This is a genomic window from Dyella mobilis (genome assembly GCF_016904945.1).
Classification (GTDB): Bacteria; Pseudomonadota; Gammaproteobacteria; order Xanthomonadales; family Rhodanobacteraceae; genus Dyella_B; species Dyella_B mobilis.
In genome coordinates, this window is the sequence record NZ_JADIKF010000040.1 from 1,021,288 (window position 1) to 1,046,874 (window position 25,587).

The window sequence follows — 25,587 nt, forward strand, 5'->3', positions numbered from 1 at the left end:
TCCGGCGCCGTTATGCGTATTTGCCAGCGCAAGGCGTCCGCCGCCGTGCACTGCATGGAACGCGGCAGACTAGCAGAAATAGGGTGAGGCTTGGATCGCCAGCCCCACCCTGGCAGCGGTTTCACCGGGTAGGACAAGCCGCCGAACTGCCCGCCACCAGCGCCGGCGCGACGCTGGCAATCTGCCCCGCCAGCTCCGCCAGGGCCTGCTGATGCCCGGCAACCAGCCCGCCATAACCCTGCCCTACGTTCTCTTCGATGCGACTGCTGCAGGTGAGCACGGTCCCGCTCTTCAATGGGCGCACCGACCACGTCGCCTCGATCAGTGCGTAGCTGCCCGGCGCAGAATCGAAGCGGCGCAGATCGACCTTGATGCGCAGCACCGGCTTGCCGTCGGCCGGCAGCCCGCTGCCAATGTCCTGCGTGTCCAGGCGCCGGGAGAGATCGACGGACAGTGCGCTGCGTACCTCTTCGGCAAGGGGGGCGATCCAGCGCTCGCCGTCCACCAGGGCTACCGATTGCCCTCCCTGCCGCACGACCAGTTGCGGCACATCGTTTTGCGCGGGAATGCCCACCGGCAGCAGCTCGAACTGAAACCCGGCCGGAGCCACGTTGACCGGGGCGCTGTCAGGCTCCGGCACCAGCGTGTAGTAATGCACCGGCGCCGACGCGCAGGCCGCCAGAACCGCTGTGCCCATGACCGCCATCAGGTGTCGCATACGAATCATGGCTTGTTCCCTTGCTGCGGCGTGGCGGCAGGTGTGGCGTTGGAAGATCCCGTCGCCGGCGGCGGCGCATCCGCACTGCGCCCCCTGATCAGCGAACTGGGGTGCGTACCCAGGTAATCGGTCAGCACGCGCAGCGAACGAGCCATGCGTTGCAACTCTTGCAAGGTGTTGCCGAGGTTCTGCTGCAATGGCGAATCGGCGGAGAACACGTCATTGGCGGCGCCCAATGTCTGGTTGGCGCCCTTGAGCGTGGTCTGGAATTGCGGCAACACCTGGGTATTGACCTTGGTCAGCGTCTGGTTGAGCGAAGCCAGGGTCTGGTTGAGGTTGTTGCCGATGCTGTCAAACGGAATCTTTTGGACCTTGTCCACGATATCCGCCAGTTGCTCCTGCAGCTTGTCGAAGTTGCCCGGAGCCGTGGGAATGAGTACCGGGCGAACGTTGGGATCGTAGTCGGCCTTCGGCGCGTTCTTGATGAAATCCAGCGAAATGAACAGCTGGCCGGTCAGCAGGTTGCCGATCTTCGCCTGCGCGCGCAGGCCGTGCTGCACCAGCACGCCCATCACGTGGGAAATGTCGTTGTTGTCGCCGCGCGACTTGGCCAGCGCCAGCAGCTTCTCGTGCGCCGCACCGAGTCGATCGGGATAGATCACGGCACCGACGTAGATCGGGAAGTGCCCGGTCTTTTCGTCATAGTCCATGCGGATCGAGACCACGTTGCCGATGTTGATGCCGAGGAATTCCACCGGCGCATTGACTGCCAGGCCACGCAGCGGCTGGTCGAAGCGCATGCGGATGAAATGCGGCTCGCCGTCTGGCGGAGCCATCGCATTGGCCTGCGTGTCGAACAGCGTGAAGGCTGCATCCTGGCTGGCCATGGTCGGATTCGGGTGCGGCCCCGGTGAATCGCCGAAAGCCACGCCACCGGCCAGCACGGTAGCCAGCGACTGCGTGTTGAGCTTCAGGCCGTCCGCACCCAGCGAGACGTCCACGCCGCTGGCATTCCAGAAGCGCGAATCGGTGGTAACGAACTTGTCATAGGGGGTTTCGATGAAAATCTGCAGCGTCACGCCCTTGCCATCGTCATTGAGCTTGTAAGACGCCACGCGGCCGACCTGGATGCGCCGGAAGTACACCGGCGAACCGATATCGAGCGAACCGAGGTCGCCCGTGTGCAAAACGAAGCTCTTGCCTTCGGCATCGTGCGTCACCGAAGGCGGCGTCTCCAACCCCACGAAATCGGTTTGCTGCTGCTGGGAATCGCCGACGTCCACGCCGATGAAGGAACCGGACAGCAAGGTATCGATGCCCGACACTCCGCCCAGGCCGATGCGCGGGCGCACCACCCAGAAGCGCGTATCGGACACGGCAATGCCTGCAGCGCTTTTTTCCAGATCCACCTTGACCACCACCCGGTGGCGATCGGGACTGAGCCGGATGGTCGTGACCTTGCCGATCACCACATTCTTGTATTTCACCACCGTCTTGCCGGGGTCCAGCCCTTCGGCCGTCTGAAAGCTGATGCTGATGGCGGGCCCTTGCTGCATCCAGGCATGGATGACCAGCGACAGGCCGATCAGGGCCGCCACGATCGGCACCAGCCAGATCAGGGATACGTTGACACGACGATGCCGTACCACCGGCTGGGGCAGGCCGTGCTCCAAGTCAGGTGAATTTTTTTCAGTCATCTTCGTCCTTGCAATCCCATATGAGGCGTGGATCAAAACTCATGGAAGCGAGCATGGTAAGCACCACGGTCAGGCCGAAATACACCACGCCCGGCAGAGGTTCCACAGCACTGAAGAAGCCGAACTGCACCAGGGCCGTCAGCAGCGATACCACGAATACGTCCAGCATCGACCAGTAACCGATGAACTCCACCAGGCGGTACAGCTTGGCTCTTTGCGTACGCGCCCAATTGGTGCCGCGATGCACGCTCATCAGCAAGGTGCCCAGCACCAGGAACTTCATCATCGGCACCACGATGCTGGCGGTGAACACGATGACGGCAAGATCCGGCGACCCCTTCACCCACAACTCGACCACGCCGCTGAGGATGGTGTTGTCGTCCACGTCGCCCAGGCTCACCGTGCGCATGATCGGCAGCACATTGGCCGGAATGTACAGGATGAAGGCGGCAATCAGCAGCGCCCAGGTACGCGCGCAGCTATTGGGCTTGCGCCGGTGCAGCGCGCCGCCGCAGCGCGGACAGGCCGCGTGCTCGATGTTCGTGTCGCGGCATACCAGTCCGCAGACGTGGCAGCCGATCAGGCCCAGCTCGTGCGCGCGCGGCAGAGAGGTGCTCACGTTGCCTGCTCCGGAATCTTGTCCCACAACTGGCGTATGTCGATACCGGAAAACACCGTAATGAGCAGGGCCAGCGCTGCATAGGCGAACGCGCCGGCATCCGGTTTTACGTCGAAGTAGAGCTGCGCCTTGACGATCGACACCAGCACGCCCAGCACGAACACCTCGCTCATGGTCCAGGGCCTGATGTAGTACAGCATCACCATGAGTGGACGGAACCCCGGCGCGCGCCTCCCCCGCCTGGCGTAGGTCAACAACCAGCCCAGCGCCAGCATCCTGCACAGGGGGAAGAAAAACAGTGTGGCGGCCGCCAACACCGCTACTACCTGCGAATGCTCCTGCCACATCATGAGGATGATGCCCCACAGCCGGGCGTGGATCTGCTCGCCGTTGAAGCCCAACGTGATGATCGGCCAGACATTGGCCTGCACGAACACCACCGCAACCGTGGCCACCAGCGCCAGCATCGCGTTCAGGCCGATCCGCTGATGCCGCTCCAGCACCGCATGGCAACGCACGCAGCGCGCCACGTCGCCACGGACCAGCGTCCGGCGGCGATAAACCGTGTCGCAGTGCTCGCAGATCAGCAGATCCGGCGTCGATGCCGTCTGCGCACGTGCGGAACTGGAAGATGGCAGTGTCATGAGGCTAATTCTCGCAAATCCCCGGCGAGCATGCGCGTAGGCGTGTGCTGAACTATTGATATCCTCCGCGCAGCCCCGACCTCAACCGGGATAAGACTCAGGAGCCGCTTGTGAACGCCACCGTAACCGCCTCGCCCATTTTTGACGTAACCACGGAAAACTTCGAGTCCGAAGTGCTGCAAGCCTCCTTGCAGACCCCGGTGCTGGTCGATTTCTGGGCAACCTGGTGCGGTCCCTGCAAGTCGCTCGGCCCGTTGCTGGAAAAACTGGCCAACGAATACAACGGCGCCTTCCGCCTCGCCAAAGTGGATGTCGACCAGCATCAGGAGCTGGCCGGCATGTTCGGCATCCGCAGCATCCCCACCGTGATGCTGGTGAAAGACGGCCAGATCCTGGACGGCTTCGCCGGCGCCTTGCCGGAAGGTCAATTGCGCGAATTTCTGTCCCGACACATGGAACCGCTGCAAGGCGACCTCGATGAAGCGCCCGATGCGGAAGCGCCGTTGGAATCGCCCGAACAGACCATTCTCCGTCTGCAGCAACAGATCGCCGCCGACCCGGACCGCGGCGAGCTGAAACTCGACCTGGCGATCGCGCTGGCCCAGGCCGGCCAGGCTTCGGCCGCCGAAGCCGAACTCAACGCCCTGCCCGCCAACCTGGCAACCGATGCGCGCGCCGTGCGACTGCGCAGCCAGCTCGACCTGATCCGTTCGCTCGAAGGCAAGCCGTCGCTGGACGCGTTGCAGCAACGCGTGCACGCCGATCCGCAGGATTGGGAAGCGCACGATCTGCTCGGCGTGCGCCTGCTGCTCGGCGACGATCCCGCCGCAGGCCTGGAACACTGGCTGCTGGTGCTCGAAAAAGCGCGCGATTGGAGCGACGGACAAGCAAAGAAACGCCTGATCGCCGCCTTCAATACGCTCGACGACGCGGAGCTGGTGGGACGCTATCGCCGGCGCATGTCGTCCCTGCTGTTCTAAGGCCCGTTAGCGCCGCAATCCATTCCATACGTAACAGTATGGTAGGCTGAGTGCTCCTCCCCGGAGCACTCCCGATGCGCGCATCCACCTTCCGCCGCCTGCTGAACTTGTGGCCGCCATTCCTGTGCAACAGCATCCGCGTGCTGAGCCTGGATGAGGGTTACACCGAAGCACGCGTGGTACTGCGCTTGCGCCCGTGGAATCGCAATTACGTGCGGGCACAGTTCGGCGGCAACCTGTTCGCCATGACCGACCCGTTCTGGATGCTGCTGATCCTGCATCATCTGGGCGAGGACCATTACGTGTGGGACAAGGCCGGCGCCATCGATTTCGTCGCGCCAGGCCGCACCGACGTCTACGCGCATTTCAAACTCGAACCGGGCGTTCTGGACGAATTGCGCAAGGCCGCCGCGGAGGGCGAAAAAGTGCTGCGCTGGTTCGAGGTACACATCAAGACCGCTCAAGGCGAAGTCATCGCCATCGTGCGCAAGCAGATCTACGTGCGGCTGAAGCCGCGCGAACGCCCGAATGCCGCCCGGCAACCCGTCGCGTCGGAGGCGTAGCCGCCCCGGCATCCTCGACATCCGGCTCTTCACGCCGGTTAACCGGCGCGGCAGCGGATAATCGCCTTCGATCTTCGTTGGCGGGAAGACGCGATGGCTGCCATCGACAGCGCCCTGGTGCGAGTCCGACGACTCGCCCCCGACTGCTTCGCCCTGGTCATGGCGACCGGCATCGTGTCGGTTGCTGCCAGCGAACACGGCATGCCCACCGTCGCGCGGTGCATGTTTTGGCTGAACCTTTTTCTCTATGTCTGGCTGCTGGCCTTGAGTGCGCTGCGCCTCGCGCGTTTTCGCAACGAGGTGATCGCCGACTTCATCAATCCTTCGCGCGGCGCGGGGTTTCTCACCCTCGCTGCAGCCACCTGCATCCTGGGCAGCCAATGCGTGCTGGTGGTGCCGCTGCCGAAGCTCGCGACGTGGCTGGCCGTCGCTGGCGCTGCGCAGTGGCTGGTGCTGATCTACCTGTTCTTCGCCGCAACCATTACGGCACGCATCAAGCCCGGCTTCACCCGCAGCATCAACGGCGGCTGGCTGGTGGCCGTGGTCGCCACGCAGGCACTGGCCACGCTGCTCGCCTTGCTGGCGGGCGATCGGCACGTGCTGTGGCTGTTTGCGTCGCTGTGCCTTTACTTGCTGGGAGCGGCACTCTATCTGCTAATCATCACGCTGGTGGTTTACCGTATGGTGTTCTTTCCGCTGCGCGCTTATCAGTTCAGTCCGCCCTATTGGATCGACATGGGCGCGCTCGCGGTCACCACCCTGGCGGGAAGCCTGATCGTGCTGCAATCGCCTGCGACAGGGCCACTAATGGCACTGCAACCTTTCGTCAAAGGCTTCACTCTGTTTTTCTGGGCGACAGCAAGCTGGTGGATACCCTTGCTGGTCATTCTGGAAATCTGGCGACACGGCTGGCGACACGTTCCGCTGCGCTACGAAACTGACGATTGGGACATCGTCTTCCCGATCGGCATGTACAGCGTAGGTACTTACCAATTGGCCCAGGCACTGGACGCGCCCTTCCTGCTGCCCATTCCGGCGGCAGGCGTCTATGCAAGCCTGCTGCTGTGGGCGCTGGTGGCGGCTATCGGCTTGCGCCGCCTCTATCGCAAGAGCCTTGGGCACCGCCGATTGCCGCATCGTTGACCCGCTCCGCCTACAATGGGCGCTCCCCTCCTCGACGCGCCTCCCCATGCCGCCGCTGCGACTCAAACGCTACATCCTCACCGGCTTGCTGACCTTCATGCCTTTGTGGGTCACCTTCCTGGTTTTCAAATTCATACTCGGCCTGCTGGTTGAACTGGGCACGCCGCTGGTATCGGCACTACTGGGTACGCTGGGTTTCGTGGCACCGCAAACGGCCACCCAGCTCAACCAGAGCTGGGCTACTTATCTGCTGGCCCTGGTCTTGACCTTGGGTGCCCTGTACGCCATCGGCTTTCTTGCCAACCGGGTAATCGGGCAGCGCCTGCTGCACGCCTTTGACACGCTGTTGCAACGCATTCCACTGGTGCAGACCATCTACGGCGGCACCAAGAAACTGATGGCCGTATTGCAAAACAAGCCCAGCGGCGTGCAACGCGTGGTGCTGGTGGATTTTCCGCGCAAAGGCATGAAGGTAGTCGGTTTCGTCACCCGCGTGATGACTGAGGAAGGCACCGGCCGCGAGATGGCGGCCGTCTACATTCCCACCACGCCCAACCCGACCGGCGGCTATCTGGAAGTAGTGCCGGTAGACGAGGTGACGCCCACCGACTGGACGATGGACCAGGCCATGGCGTTCATCATTTCCGGCGGCGCGGTCGCACCGGATACCTTGCCGGCGTCCAAGCAAATCCAACACAACGGAAACCCTGCGTGATCCGCGGGCGCGCACTGCTATCGATTTTGCTCGCCACGTTCGCGGTAACGGCCTTTGCCGCCGATACGCGCGACAACAATTGGACAACACCCGCCGAAGCTGCGCATTTCGCGACCACGCCCAACTACGAGCAGACCCTGGCTTATCTGCAGCATCTGCAGCAAGCCGCGCCCGGCAAGATCAAGCTGGAAAGCTTCGGCATCTCACCGCAGGGCCGGCCGATGACCGTGGTCATTGCCAGCGGCGACGGCACGTTCACGCCACAAGCCGCCCGCGCCGCACACAAACCCATCGTGCTAGTACAAGCAGGCATCCATCCGGGCGAAATCGAAGGCAAGGACGCGGGCCTGATGCTGCTGCGCGATATCGCCGTCACCGGAAAATTCCCGCATCTGCTTGACCACGCGGTGCTGGTCTATATTCCCGTATTCAGCGTGGACGGACACGAAAACAGTTCGCCTTATCACCGCATCAACCAGAACGGCCCGGCGAGCATGGGCTTTCGTGGCCAGTCGCAATACCTCAATTTGAATCGCGACTACATCAAGGCCGATGCACCGGAAATGCGCGCCTGGCTGAAACTGTGGCAGACGTGGCTGCCGAATTTCCTGGTCGATGTGCACACCACCGACGGCGCCGATTACCAATACGATCTGACCTGGTATACCGAAGATCCGCACAAGCTCGATCCGGCCATCGACGCCTGGCAGAAGAAAACCATCGTCCACGACACCATGCCGGCCTATGAAAAGCTCGGCCATCTCGCCTCGATCTACCTGGAATTCAAGGACGCACGTGATCCACGCAAAGGCATCGAGAATTTCGGGTCAGGCCCGCGCTTCTCCACCGGTTACGCCGCCTTGCAGAACCGTCCGGCGCTGCTGCTGGAAACGCATATGCTCAAGCCGTACGAGGTGCGCGTGCAGGCCGTCTACGACTTGCTGCACGTGCTGCTGGACGACATCAATCGTCATCCCGCCGACCTGCTGGCAGTCACTGAAAAAGCCGACGCCGATACCATCGCTCGCGCAGCGGACAGCCATGCAACGGTGCCGCTCACCTTCAAGCTCGACCCTACACCCGAGCCCTTCGAATTGAAGGGCTACGCGTTCACGCTATCCCACAGCGACATTTCCAACGACATCTGGATTCAATACGACCCCAGCAAACCGCGGAACTACCGCATCGACAACTGGAACAGTTTGCTGCCTGATCTTTCGATCACACCGCCGGCGGCTTATGTGGTGCCCGGGGAATGGACATCAATCATCGACAAGCTCGATGCGCACGGCATTGCTTACCGCCGCATCGGCCACCCCATGAAACAAGTGCAGGCGGAGGCTTACCAGCTGGGCCATCCCGTTTGGGCCAGCGAACCGTTCGAAGGCCACCTCATGCTGCGCAGCTTCACGCTCGAAAGCCTACCTACCGAAGTAAACCTGTCGCCCGGATCGATCGTCGTGCCACTCGATCAGCGCGACGCCAACGTCGCCATCGAACTGCTCGAACCGCAAGCGCCCGATTCGCTGCTGCACTGGGGCTATCTCAATGAGATCTTCGAAGCCAAGGAATATGGCGAGCCGCGCGTACTGGAAAAGCTGGCACGCGACATGATCGCCAAAGATCCCGCATTGAAAACCGAATTCGAGCAAAAACTGCGCGCCGACCCGGCCTTTGCCGCCGACAGCCGCGCACGGCTGGAATTCTTCTTCGAGCGCTCTCCCTGGTACGCGGCGCAGAATGTGGGGCGGTATCCGGTGTTGCGATTGGATGCTGCACAGCTGGCCATACTCGGGACCAAATAGCCGGCGGCACTCACGGTAGGTCGGGTTAGCGCAGCGTAACCCGACATCGAGCCCGACATCGCTGGTTACCCCGGATCAAGCCCGGGGTAACCAGCCTGTTCTCCAAACACCATCAGGCAGGCACTACCTCGAACGGTCGCATCATTTCGTTCGCCTCGTGTTCCAGCAGGTGGCAATGCCATGCGTAACGGCCCACGTAGCCGTCGAAACGAATGATGATGCGCGTAATCATGCCCGGCCACGCTTGCACCACATCCTTCCATCCGGCTTCTTCCGGCGGCGGCGATTGTGCTGGGCCGGTGTAGCGGATGGTTTTCGATGCCAGCCACTGGCCCTGATCAAACGGCCGGCGGTCGAGAATCTGGAACCGAACCAGATGCAAATGGATGGGGTGCGTGTCGTCCGTGAGGTTGATCAAGCTCCAGATTTCAGTGCTGCCAAGCACCGGCTTTTCGGTTACCGGTTCATGCCAGCGCTTGCCGTTGAGCAACATCAGCATCGGCTCGGCCACGCAATCGTCGTATTGATCCAGCGTCATCAGGCGCTGGTTGCTGCCGGCAGTGGATTCGGGCATGCGCGGTACGTCGCGCAGCACCGCCGGCACCACACTGGCGTCGTGCACACTTCGCGTACCGACACGAAACTGCATGATCGGCAGTGCGTCGTTGATCAGTTCCACCTGTTGGCCGGCCATCGATGAAAAGTCGATCACCAAGTCGACTCGCTCGGCAGGCGCGAGCAATACGTTTTTCTGCACGACCGGCGCTGCGAGCAAGCCTTGATCGCTGCCGATCTGCTGGAACGGCCGTGCGCCGGCCAGCTTCAAACGGAAGAAGCGCGCATTGGCCGCATTGAGCACGCGAAAGCGATAACGGCGCGGCTGCACATCCAGGTATGGCAGCAAGGCCCCGTTGACCAGCATCGCATTGCCGAATACCTCCGACACCCACGGCGCCTCGCTATTGCCGGAGACCGGGTAATAGAGCTGCGCATCCTTGGTCAGCAGGCGATCGCTCAAGGTCAGCGGAATCTCCTGCTCGCCCTGCGGCAGGCCGAGCGATTGCTCGTGCTCGTCGCGCAACAACACGCTGCCGAACATGCCGGCGTAGATGTTGAGGCGATTGATGCCCATCGCATGATCGTGATACCAGAGCGTCGCCGCATCCTGCTCGTTCGGATAGGTGCTCACGCGCGACTGGCCGGGTACGTACCAATCGTCGGGGTAGCCGTCGCTGGCGGTCTGCACGCGCGCACCATGCAGGTGCACGATGGCGCGTACTTCGGGCTTGTCCTTTTCGGCACCGTGAAGCCGATGATCGATCGGCAGGAAGTGCTTCGCCGGCAACGCATTGCGCCACTCGATGCGCATCGGCGTTCCGCTGCGCGCCTCGATCGTCGGGCCGGGCATGCAGCCGCCATAGGTCCACACCCTCGTCGGCGCCAGGTCGCGATGCAGGCGCTGCTCCGTTTCCTTCATGTCGATACGGATCAGCTTGCCCTGATCTGCGCGCAACACCGGCGGCAATGGCAACGGATCGACGAACGCCGCCAGCCTGGTCGGATCGAGCAGCAACGGCACATTCGGATGGTCTTCCACCGCGTGCTTGCACAGGCCGCCACCGCCCATCTTTGCCCTGGGCATGGACGCCATGTCGTGCGCAAACGCGGGCCACGTACCGGCGCCCAGGCCGAGCACGGACCACTTCAGGAAATCGCGACGTGAAGGCGGCACTGGATGAATTCCGTTGAAAGCAAAAAAGCATCGCCCCACCGGAATGGGGCGATGCGCGATGCGTCGGCTCGCTGCGTCGAATTTACCAGTTGCGGGCCAGCGGCTCGCCGGTCTTTTCGCTCAGGAACAAGCGGCGGTTCATCGGGAACGGCAGATAGAAATCGAACATGCCGTTGATGTTGCCGGACACACTGTCGAACGAACCGCCGCCCAGGCGTTCGCCGTTCAGCCAGTTGTCTTCGATGAAGCGGGTGATCGAAGTCTGATCGGTCAGCGCGTGGTCCACATAGTTCTGGCGCGCCCACGGCGAGATCACCAGCAGCGGCAGGCGCGGGCCGAAGCCGCAGCGCCCTTGTACCGGCTGGCCGTTGCTGTTCACACCCGCCAGCGTGCTGCGGGCATTGCATTGGCCGCTTCCGGTGAGCGCATCCTGGCTGCTCTGCGAGCCGTTGACGTGCGGTGCGGCCTGATGGTCATACCAGCCGTCGGAGTCGTCATACGCGATGATCACGGCGGTATCGCGCCACTCCGGCTGTTTCTGCAGGAAATTGATCACGTGCGTGACGAAGGCCTGCTCGTCCAGCGGATCGGAATAGCCCGCGTGACCATCCTGGTAGCCCGGCGCCTTCAGGAAGCTCACTGCCGGCATGTTGTGCGCTTCCACTGCAGCGTAGAAGTCGTTGATGTCGTACTGATGATTGGCCGCATCGCCCTGGTGGCCGATCATCGCCACCGAGGTCGGACGCACGTGGTTCGGATTGGACGTGCTGCTGTAATACTGGAAGGGCTGGTGATGCGGGATGTAATCCGCCTTCACCGTCTGCGTCACCGTCGACAACGTGCTGCGCTTGCAGCCGGTGGTGCCGTTGGCGTTGACGGTGCTTAGATCGAAGCCGCCTTCGAAGAAGCCCCAGGTGATGCCCTTTGCGTTCAACAAATCACCGATGTTCTTGCCGCTCATGTGCACGCGCGCGCCACTGCTGGTGGAGCACACGTCGTCGGTCGGATCGGCGTCGCTGACCAGCGTATAGCCGCCCTGACCATCGGCCACTTCCACACCGCCGGCGGCGATCGAATCGCTGATGCCGTTGGTCTGGCCGGAGATCAGGTTGATGGCGCCCTGCGTGGATGCACCGAAGGTCGAACCGTAGCTGTTGTCGCTCATCGCGAAGTGCTGCGCGTAATGCCACATCGCGGTGACGGTATTGCCATCGTAATAGGCCATCACCTGGCCATTGCCTTCCTCGGCGGCGGTGGCGCCGGGCAAGGTTTCGCCCGAACCGGTGTATTCCGGGAACAGGTCCATCGCGTCGTTATCGAACGCCTGCTGTTCCGGCTGGTAATCGTGATCTTGGTCGGCGGTGGCCGCCTGTGCGGGCGACAGGCGGAACGGGTTGATCGCGCCCGTGCCGTTGCCGGCGTTGGCGGCATTCGGATTGTTGCTCAGCAGCTGCGGCGTAAACCCATTCACGCGCGGCGTGAACGGTGCCGGATAGAACGCCGGCTCGCCCGGCATATTCTGCGCGTAGGGATAGGTGCCGAAGTAGTGATCGAAAGAAACGTTTTCCTGAAAGATCACCACCACGTGCTTGATCGGGGTGGTGGTGCGCGCGTGATCCCCGCCGCGATGGAAATCGGCGGAATCGGGACCCTGGGCTGAGGATGCAACGGACAGCGTGAGCAAACTTGCGGCAAGACAGACGGCAAGACGAGTGCGCATGGCAGTCTCCGGTGACGGTCGATGGGCACGCTCCCCTAAGCGTGATAGCCCACGACCATAGCCAACCCCGATGACAGGCCTGTAACAGCCAGGCGACGAAGCTGCCGCTGTCATCTTTCCGATTCAAGACCGTGAATCCGGCCACGCAATAACGGCCTATACGCCTACACCCTACCCCTGACCTTTGACACTATGGGGCTCATGACCTTTGACCTAGCTTGGTGGGTCATGGCCGGAACGGGGAGTGTCCACAACCGGCCTGCACCATCGGAAGCCGCCTGCGGGCGATTCATTGACCTAGAAGAGGGATATCCATGACCTACAAGCATTTGAAGCCGCTGTTGCTCGCAGCCAGCGTCACTTTCGCACTGGCCGCCTGCGGCAAGCAGGAACCGGCCGCCGCACCGACGCCGGCTCCGGCACCCGCCGCCACTGCACCCGCCGCCGCATCGACCACCGCCAGCGCAGCCAAGCCGACCAGCGTGTTCGACGTGAACGAGCTGGACAGCGGCATCAATGCTTGCCAGGACTTCAACGGCTTCGTCAATTCCAAGTGGATCGCCGCCAATCCGATCCCGAATGACCACACCAGCTGGGGCGCCTTCAACGTGCTCCGCGAAAAGAGCCTCAATACCCAGCACGACATCGTCGAAGCCGCCGCCAAGAACGCCGGGCAGGCCAAGTCGGATTCGATCGAACAGAAGATCGGCTACCTGTACCAGGCGGGCATGGACCAGGATGCTCGCAACAAGCTCGGCTACGACCCGATCAAGCCCAAGCTCGACCAGATCGCCGCCATCAAGACGCCGGCCGACGTGGCCAAGTTCATCACCGACCGCTTCGCCGAAGGCGACCAGCAGGTGTTCAACTTCGGCTCGGGCGCCGACTTCAAGGACGCCAAGATCCAGATCGGCTTCGCCAACCAGAACGGCCTGGGCCTGCCCACGCGCGACTACTACACCGATGCCAAGTACGCCGACATCCGCGACGCCTACAAGGGCTACATCGCCAAGTCGCTGGAACTGACCGGCGTCGCCGAAGCCGATGCCAAGAAGCAGGCCGACGACGTGCTGGCCTTCGAAACCGAGCTGGCCAAGGCCTCCCTGTCGCCGACCGAAATGCGCGACCTGGATAACGAGTACCACTTCGTCAGCGTCGACGCCGCCGACAAGGTCACCCCGCACTTCAACTGGCAGGATTTCTTCAAGGCCCAGGGCCTCACCATCGACAAGGGCTTCTCGCTGTCGCAGCCGAAGTTCTTCGCCGAGTTCGACAAACTGCTGGCCAAGGCGCCCGCGTCGCAGTGGCAGGCTTACCTGCGCTTCCATGCGATCGACGACGCCTCGCCGTACCTCAGCACCGCGTTCCAGGACAACCGCTTCGACTTCTACGGCAAGACCCTGTCCGGCCAGCCGGAACAGACCCCGACGTGGAAGCGCGTGCTGGGCGCCGTGAACGGATCGATGGGCGAAGCACTGGGCCAGCTCTACGTGGCCAAGGAGTTCACCCCCGAAGCCAAGGCTCACGCGCAGGAACTGGTCACCAATGTGCGCGAAGCGCTGAAGAATCGCATCGAGCATCTGGACTGGATGAGCGACGAGACCAAGCAGAAGGCCATCGACAAGTGGAACAAGTTCCTGCCCAAGATCGGCTACCCCGATCATTGGCGCACCTGGGACGGCCTGGATATCAAGCAGGGTGACTACTACGGCGACGTGATGGCCGCCGGCAAGTTCAATTACGACTACGACATCGGCCACATCGGCAAGCCGACCGACCGCACCGAGTGGGGCATGACCCCGCAGACGGTCAACGCCTACTACGACCCGAGCACCAACACGATCAACTTCCCGGCCGCGATCCTGCAGCCGCCGTTCTTCTATGCCAACGGCGACGACGCGATCAACTACGGCGGCATCGGCGCGGTGATCGGCCACGAATCCAGCCATGGTTTCGACGACCAGGGTTCGCAGTTCGACGGCGACGGCAACAAGGCCGACTGGTGGACGGCCAAGGACAAGGCTCAGTTCAAGGACCGCACCGGCAAGCTGGTCGACCAGTTCAACGGCTATGCGCCGCTGAAGGACAAGCCAGACGTGCACGTCAATGGCGAACTGACCCTGGGCGAAAACATCGCTGACCTCGGCGGCCTGAACGTGGCCTACGACGCGCTGCAGGACGCCATGAAGAAGAACCCGGCCGAAGCGCAGGAAAAGATCGACGGCTACACCCAGGACCAGCGCTTCTTCATGAGCTGGGCACGCGTGTGGCGCAACAACATCCGCGAGAAGCAGGCGGTGCTGTATCTCAACACCGATCCGCACGCTCCCGCTTCGCTGCGCGCGATCGGCGCGCCATCCAACATGCCGGCCTTCGCCGAAGCATTCCAGTGCAAGCCGACCGACCCGATGGTTCGCTCGGGCGACAAGCAGGTGAAGATCTGGTAACTCGCCCGATCACGGCTTGATTGCCGTGATGTAAAAAACGAAAAGCCCCGCGTGCAAACGCGGGGCTTTTTTTATGTGCTCCTCCCCCTGCCCAAGCAGGGGGAGGCTGGGAGGGGGTAGCTCGCACTTGCGATAACCCGTGGGCTCACGAATCTCTCATGAAGCGCTCACCCAAGCACTTACCCCTCCCCCAGCTTCGTTCCACGGGACTAGCTTCGCGCCGCAGGGGAGGGAGCGCATCGCCGCACCTGCTTCACAACTTCGTAATAGCGTGTGATAATAAAAACGATTCGCATTTGCCGAACAGCCAGTGTGGGGCAGCAAGCGGGATTGAGTCACCTCCGGAGCCCGGCTCCAGGCAGGCGCTCAAGCGAGCCAACCACCGTTCGGACTCCCTTTCCCCTTTGCCGATCCGGTTCTCATGCCCGCCAACTTCCGCGTATCCCCCCTGCACGCCGCCCTGTTGCTCACCCTCGCCCTTCCCGCTACGGGGCATGCGCAAACGGCGTCTTCTTCCGACGACAACAGCTCCGCCACCTCGCAAAGCGATACCGGCAAAGCCAAAACGCTGAGTTCGGTACACGTCACGGGCAGCATCGTCGGCAACGACTACGAAACGGACACCTCCACCGTCGGCGCCAAGGTACCAACCTCGTTGCGCGACATCCCGCAGACCGTCGTGGTGGTCAATCGCGACCTGCTGGACGCACAAGGCGCCACTTCGCTGCAGGATGCCTTGCGCAACGTGCCCGGCATCACCATTGGCGGCGCCGAGGGCGGCCAGATCGGCAACAACATCAACCTGCGCGGTTTTACGGCGCGCACCGATATCTATCTGGACGGCTTTCGCGATCCGGGCCAGTACTACCGCGACGTATTCGACCTGGATGCGATCGAGGTCTTGAAAGGCCCCTCGTCCATGCTGTTCGGCCGCGGCTCCACCGGCGGCGTGATCAACCAGGTGACCAAGGAGCCTGAACTCAAATCCTTCGGCGAAGTGACCGCCACCGTCGGCACGGATGATCGCTACCGCACCACCGCCGATTTCAACCAGCAGCTGTCGAGCACCTCGGCCGCGCGCCTTAACGTCTACGGGCAGGACATGCATTCCACCCGCGACGTGCAGAAAAACCAGGACTTCGGCATCGCGCCGTCGGTGCGTTTCGGCATCGGCACGCCTACGCAGATCACGCTGTCCGCGCTGATCCAGCGCAACCACGACATGCCCGACTATGGCCTGCCGCCGGTCAACGGCCATCCCGCCGACGTGAGTTACAAAAACTGGTACGGGCTCACCGACGACCGCACCAACCAGAACGTCAACGAATTCAACGCGCGGCTGGAACACGCGTTTTCCGACACCTTCAAATTGCGCACGCAGTTGATGTACAGCCAGTACGACACCAACGCCCGCGAAACCGCAGCCAACAGCGTGGTGACCAATACCGGCGTCACGCTCAACAAGACGCTGGGCAACCCGACCAACCTGCCCTTGCAGGACTTGTACGTACAGTTGGCCAGCCACGATCGCGTCATCCACGACACCATCCTCGACAGCCAGACCGACCTCACCACGCAGTTCGACACCGGCAGCCTGCAGCACACGCTGATCACCGGCGTGGAGTTGGCACGCGAGACCTACAACAACCAGGGCTACACGCGTAACGGCTTGCCGCTGCTGTCGCTGCTCAATCCCGTGCAGGAAGCTACGCCTTCCAACGTCACCACCACGATCGGCAACTACGCGCAATCCGTTGCCAAGACCGCCGCGATCTACGCCAACGACACGATCCGCTTCAACGATCAATGGATGCTGGTGGCCGGCCTGCGCCGCGACGAATTCGACGCGCACATCAGCAACACCGTATCGCTGCCCGCCTATGCGCAGCAGACCGTGTATTTCACCAGCGTGCGCGGCGGGCTGATCTATCAGCCGAGCGAACAGCAGTCCTATTACGTGTCGTACGGCACCTCGTTCGATCCTTCGCTGGAACAGCTCACGCTAACCAACGGCACGCAGGATCTGCAGCCGGAGAAAAACCGCTCCTACGAAATCGGCGGCAAGTGGAACCTGATGGACGATGTGCTGGCGGTCAACGCCGCGCTGTATAACCTGGAGCAGACCAACGCACGCACCCAGACCTCCTCCGGCGAATACACCCTGGACGGCACCATTCGTGTGCGCGGCGCCGAACTCGGCGTGGTCGGCCACCTCACCAAGAGCTGGCAGATATTCTCCGGCTACAGCTACATGGACGGCAGAATCGTGAAGGCGCTGGATGGCACCCAGGGCAACGTGCCGGCGAACACCCCGCGCAACACCTTCACCACCTGGACCACCTACACCTTCGCCGAACATTGGGAAGCCGGCGGCGGCCCCACCTACATGTCGCAGCGCTACGCCGCCAATACCGACAAGGTGAGCGTGGGCGGCTATACCCGCTGGGACGCCACGCTGGCGTACCACCAACCCAGCTACGACATCCGCCTCAACGTGCTCAACCTCGCCAACAAGCGCTATTTCGATGCGTTGATCCAATCGGACGGCGGCCGCTCGGTACCGGGCATCGGACGCACGGAAATGGTGACGTTTACCTATAAGTTCTAAAGTTGCCGCAAGCTAATGCTCGTCGTCCCGGCGAAAGCCGGGACCCAGCGACTTTCACGCACCCGAAGCACAGGCCCCCGTCCACCACTGCACCGGCACGATCACGCTGACACGATTCGAGGCACCATCATGCTGGTCCACATCCCCAACCTGCTCAACGCCGAACAGCTCGCACACTTCCGCCGCCAGCTCGATGCCGACAACGCACCCTGGGTAGACGGCCGCGTCACCGCCGGCCATCAAGGCATCCACGTCAAGCAGAACCAGCAGATCGCCGAAGGCTCGGGCCTGGCGATCGAACTGGGCAACATCGTGTTAGCCGCCCTGGAGCGCCACCCGCTGTTTATCAGCGCCGCGCTGCCCAACCGCGTCTACCCGCCAATGTTCAACCGCTACCAGGGCGGCATGCACTTCGGCAGCCACGTCGACGGCTCCATCCGCCTGCTGCCCGGCACGGGGCAGAAAATCCGCACCGATCTCTCCGCCACGTTGTTCCTGGCCCCGCCGGAAAGCTACGACGGCGGCGAACTGCTGGTGGAAGACACCTACGGCACCCAGACCGTCAAACTGCCCGCCGGCGATCTGATCCTCTACCCCGCCAGCAGCCTGCATCGCGTCAACCCCGTCACCCGCGGCACCCGCCTGGCCAGCTTTTTCTGGGTGCAAAGCATGGTGCGCGACGACGGGCAGCGAACCTTGCTGTTCGATCTGGACAACGCCATTCAGCGGCTTGCCGCTACCGGCGCCGACGAAGCCGCAAGAGTGCGGCTTACCGGCTGTTACCACAATCTGTTGCGAATGTGGTCTGACACATAAAGAAACAACCGGTGTCGGGTCAATGACCCCAACATTCGGCAACGGTACCCACCCCGGATGTTCCGGAAAAACCGCGTGTTCCCTGATTAGTGATCGAGAGAGTGCCGCAATCGGTGTCGTTGGTAGCCTGGGTTCCTTTGGGAACAGCCTCGTACGTATAAGCCGTCGTGCTCGCGGCACTTGGAAATTCGTAGGTGTAATTCAATCCTGTTGAGCTCGTCCCTTCGCAATCCAGCGCGGACGACGGCGTAGCTCCGGTATAGCTCAGGCTGGTCGTGTAGTAGCGCTCCATATAATTGGCTGCCTCCGAAAGGCACGCCGTCGCTGCAGCGCGATTGGTGCGGGTGACGTACTTCGAATAAGCCGAATACGCGTAGGCCGCCAGCACGGCCACGATAATCACCACGATCATCATTTCGATCAGGGTGAATCCAGCTACACGGCGCGCTCGTGCGCCACGACGCAAACTGGGCGTCGCACACGGCGCATCTTTGTAGCCCGCTACTGAATCCGATACCTGCAACGTCGCAACCGCACTACGTCCCATCATGGCTTGCCCCTCATTGAGTAACCATCTCGCGCCAGGAGACGCGTTGCACGCCATTGGTATTACCGCCGGTCTTGATGCTGGTATTACCACCATTATCGAAGCTCACCAACATATTGCCACCCGCGAAGATCGGGTTGTTCGGAATCGAGGTGAATTGCACGCCGGCCGCGACATAGCTTTGCCCGTTGACCGTCACCATGTCCGACGCGTTGATCACCCCATCGCCGTTGGTGTCGAAGAAGCTGGCCGAAGGCGCCGTGCCAGTGAAGGGATTGACAGCCATCACCCAGCCGCTGCCCGAAGGATTACAGATATCCGAAGCCGTCGGAATGCGCGTAGTGCCGATCAGCAAATTGCCGTCAAATTCGTTCGGCGTCACCATGCGCTCGCCCTGCAGGGTCGGACTTCCCGAGGTCGTCGCGGCAGGCTCCTCCAGATCGATATACCAACCCGACTCATCGGTCATATCGGGCGTCGACGGTACCTGCGTAATCACGCGCGTAGGCAAGACTGGCGGTGTAACGGTGGTATTTCCGGCCACCTGGGCAATGATCGAGCGCTGCTTGAGTGCGCTGCGCCCTCCGCTCAAGGCTGGCAGGGTGGTGCCGGAATTGTTCTGCACGATTAATCCGTACCAGGTTTGCAAATTGGTGTTGGAGAGATCGGAGGAACTCAAATACTGCCCGGTACCGAAGAACACCCACAGATTCTCGGTAGACGGATCCTGGCCGATCAGCATGCCGGAGGTGATCGGTTGGGGATTGTTGGCACTGGTACCGTCCGTCGCCGTAAACAACGACGTGCCGGTCGTCGTACTGGTCGTGGTGGAGGCAAGCGTAAACTGCCACACGTTGCCGAAGAGGTCGCCGGCATAGGCACTCGTGCTGTCGCCGTTGCTCAAGGTATTGATCCACACGGCCGGGGCCGCCAGGCCATTGTTGGCGGTCGTGTTCGTTCCGTAGACATTCAATGCGCCCGTAGCCAGGTCGAACTGCAACAGCGCCGCGGTGCCCTTTGCGCTGTTATAGCCATTTCCCATCAGCGCGACCCACTTGCTGGTACCGCTTCCGGTGGCCACCTGCGCAATGACAGGCTGCCCGGTCATCTGGCCGATGTAGTTGCTTCCGGTCAGTCCGTCCGTCGCCGAACGTTCCCAGAGGAACTTGATGCTGCTGGGGTTGGTGATATCCAGCGCATAAATGGCCTCGGCCGTGCCGCGCCCGGTGGTACCGATCAGCACCGTACTCCAGGCGGAATTGATGTAGGCATCGGCAATCGTCAACTGCCCATCGTTATAGAACTGGTGCGGATAACCAATTTGCCCGTAAAGCAGGTTGGATAGATTCGACAGCGGATTGGGACCCGCAGCCCCTCCCGAGGTCAATCCATCGGTAATCACGGCACCGGGAATATAGGCATAGGTCTCAGCGCCGGTCGACGCATTGAATGCATGCAACATGCCGTCATTAGCTGCCACCCAGATCAATGCGGTGCGGCTCGCCTCGTTGCTGGCATACGTACCGAAGGTGCTCGTGCCGGTGAAGGACTGCTGGTAAAACTGGTTCGGATTGGGCGCGCCTTCATAGACGGGCTGCGAATCCACGATGTCGCCGATCGGCGTCTGCGCGCGATTCCTGAGGGTTCCGCCAGGGTTTCGCGCTTCGAGCGTGGGATCGCCTCGCAGATAATTGATCATCTGCGCCTCGGTGATGGAGCCGACCGTCAATGAAGCGGCCTGCGCCGCAGAAAGCGCGGGCGCGGCGCCCGTGGTGCCGTTGTCCTGGAACGCTACATACTGGCTGCCCGCCGCCGCCGATGGGTTGTAGGTCCAGATATTGCGATTGGCTGCGGCCGGCAATTCGGTTGAAGCTTTCCAGGCTGGCGTCGTGCTGATCGCACCAGTAGTCGCATTCACGTCGTATGCCTGAAGGTCGCCGTACCACAGAGACGTGTAGTAGTTCGCCTGATAGGCCACGGTGCCGTTCGTCAGTTCCGTGGAATTGGCGGCCAGGCTGGCGCCCGTGCCGATGCGTGACGCCGCACGATTGAGCGCGTCCTGCAATCCGCTGGTAAATGCCTGGGGACTGGTCGCCGAATAGAAACCGCCGTGACCGTTTACACCAGCGTGCGCCAGGTCGGCGATGTTGTAGATCGAGTTCGAGCCCGGTTGCGGCCAGCTGAATCCGCTGATCGCCGGACCGGTGCCATCGGCCCAGTTGAATATCTGGCTGACCGTCGTACCGGTCGGGCTGATGCCCGTGGGCTGGAAACCCAAGCCGATGGTAAACGTGGTCATGTGCTGCCAGAAGGCGGGGTCGTCCGAATTGGTGGGCACTTCGTTGTTGATATTCGGCTGCAGGTCGGTTTCCCAATACTTCATGGCAACGTCCGCCAGGGTATTGGAGTAGCTGTCCTTATAAGGCGCGACCGCCGTATAGGTATAACTCTCGTCGTTAGGCCCGGTTATCGCGGTGGTGCTGCTAGTGCCGTCCGCGTTTCCGGGTCCGGTGAAGCTGCTGTTGGATTCGTTCCAGAAACCGTCCGTCGTCAGGATCGTGTAGGACAAGCGACAGGCGTACATATCGGCCGTGCTGGTATCAGAATCCGATGCCTGCCATGGCTGAGATGACTGGTAATACTGGCCTACCGAATCCAAAGCCATGCGCAGCGGCGTGCCGCCGTTGGGAGATACGCCAGTCAGCCAATTCCACATACTGGCTTTCTGCGTACCGGACGAGCCATTTCCAAATGGCTCCGCCTCGGCCATGTTCTGCTGGTTGAACGATGCCGTAGGCGACGGCAAGTTGCCGTCGTTGGTACCGTCGATTGAACCGAACCCGACGCGATACGTGGACGACACGTTGGAGAACGCCGTCATCAAGCCGCTTCGCGCCATCTGCACGCGCGTGTGGTAGTAGGCGAACCAATTGGCGACATTCGTTCCTGCAGCTAGCGCAGCTCCGCTAGCGTCCTTCGCGGGAGCCGCGGTACCCGAAGTGTCGGATGCCAGCACGCAATTGCTCAAGCTGGCGCAGTTCGTAGTGGCAATGTAATAGGTCGTATACGGCCCAGCTCCGCTGTTGGAGTCGAGCGAGTATTGAAAAACCGAAATGCTATAGCTGAAGGAACACGTTCCGTTTTTGTAATCGCCGTTCTTGTAACCGCTGCTGGAGCCGACCGTCTTGGTATACAACGCGCTGCAGGCACTGCTTGATGCCACTGCCTGCGATACCGAAAAAGACTTCGATGTCGAAAAGCTAATCGTATCGTTGTCTTGATCCGCTTCGCCTGTAACGTCATTGTTAGTGTAAGTGGTCAGATTGGCATTGCCACTGGACGCTACATTGAAGCCATCGATGGGCACGTTGGTCATGTCCGTATAGCTCTGGTAACTATCCGGAGAGGTCGACGTGCTGTCTGCGTGCGGTGGCGGCGTATAGAGAACCGCCGGGTTGTAATAAAGCCCGTTGTTATAAGGATCGATCAGGGCGGCATTGTTAATGGTATTTATGTAGTTGTTATTGCTGGTACAGGTCACACCATGGAGATAGCACGCATCCGGCATGTAGTCCCACACCATGGATCCGGAGTCATCCATCATCAACATCACATTCGGCGCCAAGGCGGCCTGAATGATCAGCGGCTGCTGGTCCACGGTAACTGAGGCCATGGCCGGCGCGTAGACCAGGCCCAGCATCGAAACGATTGTTCCCATCGACAAGAGCCGGCCGACGAATCGGCCAACCTTGCTATGAATGAGCGAGGTGATATTCATGGCGTTTCACTCAAAGATATTGTGTAGGCAGTGGGCCAAATCAGCCCTGCTTGACCATGGCCTGCAAAACCACCACCGCACGATCGCCCACCACTGTGGGATCTCCGCTGCGGGCAGTAATACGGTAATACGTGGAAGTGGTAGACACGCCTTGCGCGCCGTATTGGGCTGCGTTGGCACTTTGGTTGTAGCCGGTATCGGTACTGGTGTCGTACCAATTGCCCATGTTCTCGACGACGTACTGGGGCGTGCCCGCGGAAACTCCGGTGGTGAACTGCCCGCTGGCAGCACCAGCCGCCACGCTCTTGATGCTGCCGGCGGGAAGCGTCGAATCGGTAAAAGGATTCGCCTGGCAAGTCACGCCACCCGATCCGCAAACGCGGGCAATGTCGCCGGTGTCGACGCCAATACGAGCCGTCGCTACACGAATCGCCGCTTCGGCTGCCTGGAACGCCGCCTCACGGTCGTAAGCATTGTTCGACATCTTCTGCTGCATGATCGTGCCACGCATCGCCAGCAAGCCCACGATGGCCACCACCACTAGCAAGATCAGGGCAACGACCAGCGCAACACCACGCTGTGAATTACGTGCGCCGCTCATCGCAAACCGAAATGGCTTTCCGCGCAGATGAGCGGTCGATACTGGCTGAAGAATCGTTTCAGAATTCATCTCACAGCACTCGGTTGCGTATGGCGATCGTTGAAGTAAAGGTGCGGCTGATCGGCGTGGAAGTAACGCTTGCGTTTGTACTGGTGCTTTGCATGGTCAACTGCACCTGCACGGCGGTGACCAGGCTCCAGTTCGTCACGCTGGATGCCGTGCCAAACGTCGTGCCAGGCGACTGAAGGTAGGAAATCTTCATACTCGTCACATTGGGCACCATCTCGGTTGACGTCGCCGTCACTGTCGCCCCGCTCGTGCCCGGCTGCAGACTGATCCGGTACAACGCCGTGCCCCCGCTTGGCACTTCTCCGACATACCAGTCCACCGGATTGAGTTGCGCCACCAGTGCATTGGCGGCAAACGTATAAGCCTGCCCGGAGGTGGTGCACACCGTCGGATAACCCAGGCCGTTGGAACAATTGCCTGGCGTGCCGGACGTCGACGAATGCGTAATGCTGAGCGAACTGCCGCTGCTGTAGGTCGTAGCCTGCAGGACGCTCGTGTGATTGGGGTCGCAGACGATCAGCAGATCGCCGGCCTGCAAGCTCGACGTGGTTTCATTGAACGTGATGGTTTGCGTGGTCTCGTTGTCCGTAGCGACGCTGAGGCCAGTATCAGCGCCACCCACCAACTCGATCGAGGAAACGCTGGACGCGGAGGCAGGAAAACCCGACGTTATCGCAGGATCCGACCCGCCGCTATCGTAGCCCTTGACCGCATTGCCCAGATCCGCCCACCAAACCTTGGTGCCGGCGCCATTGGGTCCGTTGTTGAGGATATTGGCAACCGGCGCAGTGTTGTTGCACCCGCTCATCCCCGCACTGCGGATATCTCGAGACATCAATTCGAATGCGATGCGCGATTCGTTCTGCACATCGTCCAGCGCCTGGTTGGTGGAATAGCTCTTGAGGTTGGCAATAAACACGCTGCACACGCCAAGAATGACGACCACGCCGAGCACCATCGCCACCATCATCTCGATGAGCGTAAAGCCGTCCGGCCCTCGCAACTTTCGCACTGGCCGCATCTGCACGCGAGCACGTTTCGGCATGACGTGGTGACTCATAACATGCCCACCGTGGTGATGGTCTGAATACCCGCTGTGGTACCCGTCCCGTTGGTGCCGCCGTTGCCCGAACGGTTGTCGCTGAATTGCACGGTGACCGTGCAGGCAGTCGAACTGGCCGTGCTCGTGCTCGTGGTGGTCGTGCACGAAATCGTCCCTTTGGTGGTGCTGACTGCGCCGAGGTCGTTACCCAGCTGCTTGCACCATTGGTTGATCTGGTTCCCCGATAACGTCGTTCCCGTCGTCGAGCAACTGCTGGCCGTCACCGAGGTGCCCGTATAGCTCGATGCATTGCCGATATCTGCACGCATTGCATCCAGGATCGAATAGGTGTCGATGACGGCCATGTTGCGCGCCATCGAACTGTTGTTGGTGGACAGCGACATGGCCTGTAACGCCGCCACGCCCAGGAAGCCGACGGAAAGGATCACCACGGCCACCAACACCTCGATAAGGCCGACCCCGGCCTGTGACCGCTTGTTGAGGGGTCGCCTGGTGGTGGTCCCACAGACCGCTGAAGCGTCGCAAGAGATATTCATCATGGGCACGTCCCCGAGCTGAAACTGGTCGAAACGATCGTTCCGCCGGTCATGACGACTTTGATGTGGTTGTTGGTGCTGAGTGAGCTGTTGCATATGTCCGCGACGGCGGGCGAGGTCGATGACGCCGACACCGGCGTGGTCGTCCCGGCGACGTAGCCGATTCCAAGCGGGGTAAAGCGCACGGCAGTGATATCGCCATGCAATTGCACCGGCGACGTGAGGCCAACCTCCCCCGTCTGCACCGTCGTCGTGGAACTGCTCGAAGACGGCACCTTGGTCACCACCGCTCCCGCCGGTTGCGACAGTGCGGAACAGGCCGAACCAAGCTTGTCGGATTGATTGTTGCTGGACGAATCACTGCAAAACTGGGTATCCGCGTTGGTCTTGACCGCTTCCATACGCGCGAGGTTGAGCGCGGCCACCATGTCATTGGCGGTGGTCGTCAGCCGGTAGTTGTTGACCATCACGATGAAGTTCGGGATGGCGTACATCAATAAAACGACGCCTATCACCATCGTTACCAGCAGCTCGATCAGGGTAAAGCCGCGGCATGGCTTGCTTGAGGCACGAGAGAACCGGCGCACGGGGACATGCCCCTCCGCCGGATGACGCGCACCACAGACCTCCGCTGGCGCGACAAAGCAATGCATAGCTGGTGTTCCCCCTTAGGCCCCTGGCGGCAAGTGTACGCATCCCACAGCAGCCCATCAGGGCAAAGCTCACATAATGAAAGGTATTTCTGACAGACGGCCAGATTTCCCCGATAAGTGGCGCCCGATGCCC

The 25,587-nt window shown here is 61.5% G+C and carries 20 protein-coding genes; 8 read left to right on the forward strand and 12 right to left on the reverse strand.

Features of this window, described 5'->3' with window-relative positions; translation table 11 throughout:
- Positions 1-121: 121 nt before the first annotated feature.
- The 4 genes from ISS99_RS21045 to ISS99_RS21060 are packed head-to-tail and all read right to left on the reverse strand — an operon-like array spanning position 122 to position 3,678.
- Positions 122-727: a PqiC family protein gene (locus ISS99_RS21045; RefSeq protein ID WP_204633562.1), complete on the reverse strand. Its 606-nt coding sequence runs from the start codon at positions 725-727 to the stop codon at positions 122-124.
- Positions 724-2,415: a PqiB family protein gene (locus tag ISS99_RS21050; RefSeq protein WP_204633563.1), complete on the reverse strand. Its 1,692-nt coding sequence runs from the start codon at positions 2,413-2,415 to the stop codon at positions 724-726. The genes ISS99_RS21045 and ISS99_RS21050 overlap by 4 nt, the downstream gene beginning before the upstream one ends.
- Entirely contained in the window at positions 2,408-3,034 is a 627-nt protein-coding gene (locus tag ISS99_RS21055) for a paraquat-inducible protein A (RefSeq protein ID WP_204633564.1), read from the reverse strand. The genes ISS99_RS21050 and ISS99_RS21055 overlap by 8 nt, the downstream gene beginning before the upstream one ends.
- Positions 3,031-3,678: a paraquat-inducible protein A gene (locus ISS99_RS21060; RefSeq protein ID WP_204633565.1), complete on the reverse strand. Its 648-nt coding sequence runs from the start codon at positions 3,676-3,678 to the stop codon at positions 3,031-3,033. Before ISS99_RS21060 ends, ISS99_RS21055 begins: the two co-directional genes overlap by 4 nt.
- 110 nt (positions 3,679-3,788) lie before the next feature.
- Here ISS99_RS21060 and trxA point away from each other — a divergent pair, with 110 nt between their 5' ends.
- From trxA to ISS99_RS21085, 5 genes are all read left to right on the forward strand, one after another.
- On the forward strand, positions 3,789-4,658 hold the full coding sequence (trxA, locus tag ISS99_RS21065; protein WP_204633566.1) for a thioredoxin: 870 nt from the start codon (positions 3,789-3,791) through the stop codon (positions 4,656-4,658).
- Between the two features lie 74 nt (positions 4,659-4,732).
- Positions 4,733-5,221 (forward strand): DUF4442 domain-containing protein, encoded by a 489-nt coding sequence (locus tag ISS99_RS21070; protein WP_204633567.1) that lies wholly within the window; start codon positions 4,733-4,735, stop codon positions 5,219-5,221.
- Between the two features lie 93 nt (positions 5,222-5,314).
- Positions 5,315-6,364 carry a tellurite resistance/C4-dicarboxylate transporter family protein gene (locus ISS99_RS21075; protein ID WP_204633568.1) on the forward strand — a complete coding sequence of 350 codons (1,050 nt, stop codon included), beginning with the start codon at positions 5,315-5,317 and terminating at the stop codon, positions 6,362-6,364.
- 46 nt (positions 6,365-6,410) lie between these two features.
- Positions 6,411-7,079 (forward strand): DUF502 domain-containing protein, encoded by a 669-nt coding sequence (locus tag ISS99_RS21080; protein WP_204633569.1) that lies wholly within the window; start codon positions 6,411-6,413, stop codon positions 7,077-7,079.
- Positions 7,076-8,884 (forward strand): M14 family metallopeptidase, encoded by a 1,809-nt coding sequence (locus ISS99_RS21085; RefSeq protein WP_425490490.1) that lies wholly within the window; start codon positions 7,076-7,078, stop codon positions 8,882-8,884. Before ISS99_RS21080 ends, ISS99_RS21085 begins: the two co-directional genes overlap by 4 nt.
- Positions 8,885-8,996: 112 nt before the next feature.
- On the opposite strand, the gene ISS99_RS21090 is transcribed toward ISS99_RS21085, so the two are convergent.
- A complete protein-coding gene (locus ISS99_RS21090) occupies positions 8,997-10,616 on the reverse strand; it encodes a multicopper oxidase family protein (protein ID WP_284343662.1) in 1,620 nt (539 codons plus the stop codon).
- Between the two features lie 82 nt (positions 10,617-10,698).
- Complete coding sequence (locus ISS99_RS21095) at positions 10,699-12,336, reverse strand: phospholipase C (protein WP_239538262.1); 1,638 nt, start codon at positions 12,334-12,336, stop codon at positions 10,699-10,701.
- A 314-nt stretch (positions 12,337-12,650) separates the two neighbouring features.
- Here ISS99_RS21095 and ISS99_RS21100 point away from each other — a divergent pair, with 314 nt between their 5' ends.
- The 3 genes from ISS99_RS21100 (at position 12,651) to ISS99_RS21110 (ending at position 18,207) form a co-directional block, all read left to right on the forward strand.
- Entirely contained in the window at positions 12,651-14,783 is a 2,133-nt protein-coding gene (locus ISS99_RS21100; RefSeq protein WP_204633570.1) for a M13 family metallopeptidase, read from the forward strand.
- A gap of 421 nt (positions 14,784-15,204) precedes the next feature.
- A complete protein-coding gene (locus ISS99_RS21105; protein WP_204633571.1) occupies positions 15,205-17,391 on the forward strand; it encodes a TonB-dependent receptor in 2,187 nt (728 codons plus the stop codon).
- A 129-nt stretch (positions 17,392-17,520) separates the two neighbouring features.
- A complete protein-coding gene (locus tag ISS99_RS21110) occupies positions 17,521-18,207 on the forward strand; it encodes a Fe2+-dependent dioxygenase (protein ID WP_204633572.1) in 687 nt (228 codons plus the stop codon).
- Between the two features lie 19 nt (positions 18,208-18,226).
- Here the strand turns inward: ISS99_RS21110 and ISS99_RS23585 are convergent, their stop codons facing one another.
- The 6 genes from ISS99_RS23585 to ISS99_RS21140 all read right to left on the reverse strand — a co-directional run bounded on the left by ISS99_RS23585 (position 18,227) and on the right by ISS99_RS21140 (position 25,388).
- Positions 18,227-18,757: a type IV pilin protein gene (locus tag ISS99_RS23585; RefSeq protein ID WP_275578220.1), complete on the reverse strand. Its 531-nt coding sequence runs from the start codon at positions 18,755-18,757 to the stop codon at positions 18,227-18,229.
- Positions 18,758-18,767: 10 nt separating this feature from the next.
- On the reverse strand, positions 18,768-22,472 hold the full coding sequence (locus tag ISS99_RS21120; protein ID WP_239538264.1) for a pilus assembly protein: 3,705 nt from the start codon (positions 22,470-22,472) through the stop codon (positions 18,768-18,770).
- 100 nt (positions 22,473-22,572) lie between these two features.
- On the reverse strand, positions 22,573-23,133 hold the full coding sequence (locus ISS99_RS21125) for a pilus assembly PilX family protein (RefSeq protein WP_204633574.1): 561 nt from the start codon (positions 23,131-23,133) through the stop codon (positions 22,573-22,575).
- A 70-nt stretch (positions 23,134-23,203) separates the two neighbouring features.
- Positions 23,204-24,214 carry a prepilin-type N-terminal cleavage/methylation domain-containing protein gene (locus tag ISS99_RS21130; RefSeq protein ID WP_425490491.1) on the reverse strand — a complete coding sequence of 337 codons (1,011 nt, stop codon included), beginning with the start codon at positions 24,212-24,214 and terminating at the stop codon, positions 23,204-23,206.
- Between the two features lie 44 nt (positions 24,215-24,258).
- Positions 24,259-24,804: a type IV pilus modification protein PilV gene (gene pilV, locus ISS99_RS21135; RefSeq protein WP_239538266.1), complete on the reverse strand. Its 546-nt coding sequence runs from the start codon at positions 24,802-24,804 to the stop codon at positions 24,259-24,261.
- Positions 24,801-25,388: a pilus assembly FimT family protein gene (locus ISS99_RS21140; protein WP_204633575.1), complete on the reverse strand. Its 588-nt coding sequence runs from the start codon at positions 25,386-25,388 to the stop codon at positions 24,801-24,803. Before ISS99_RS21140 ends, pilV begins: the two co-directional genes overlap by 4 nt.
- Positions 25,389-25,587: the final 199 nt, after the last annotated feature.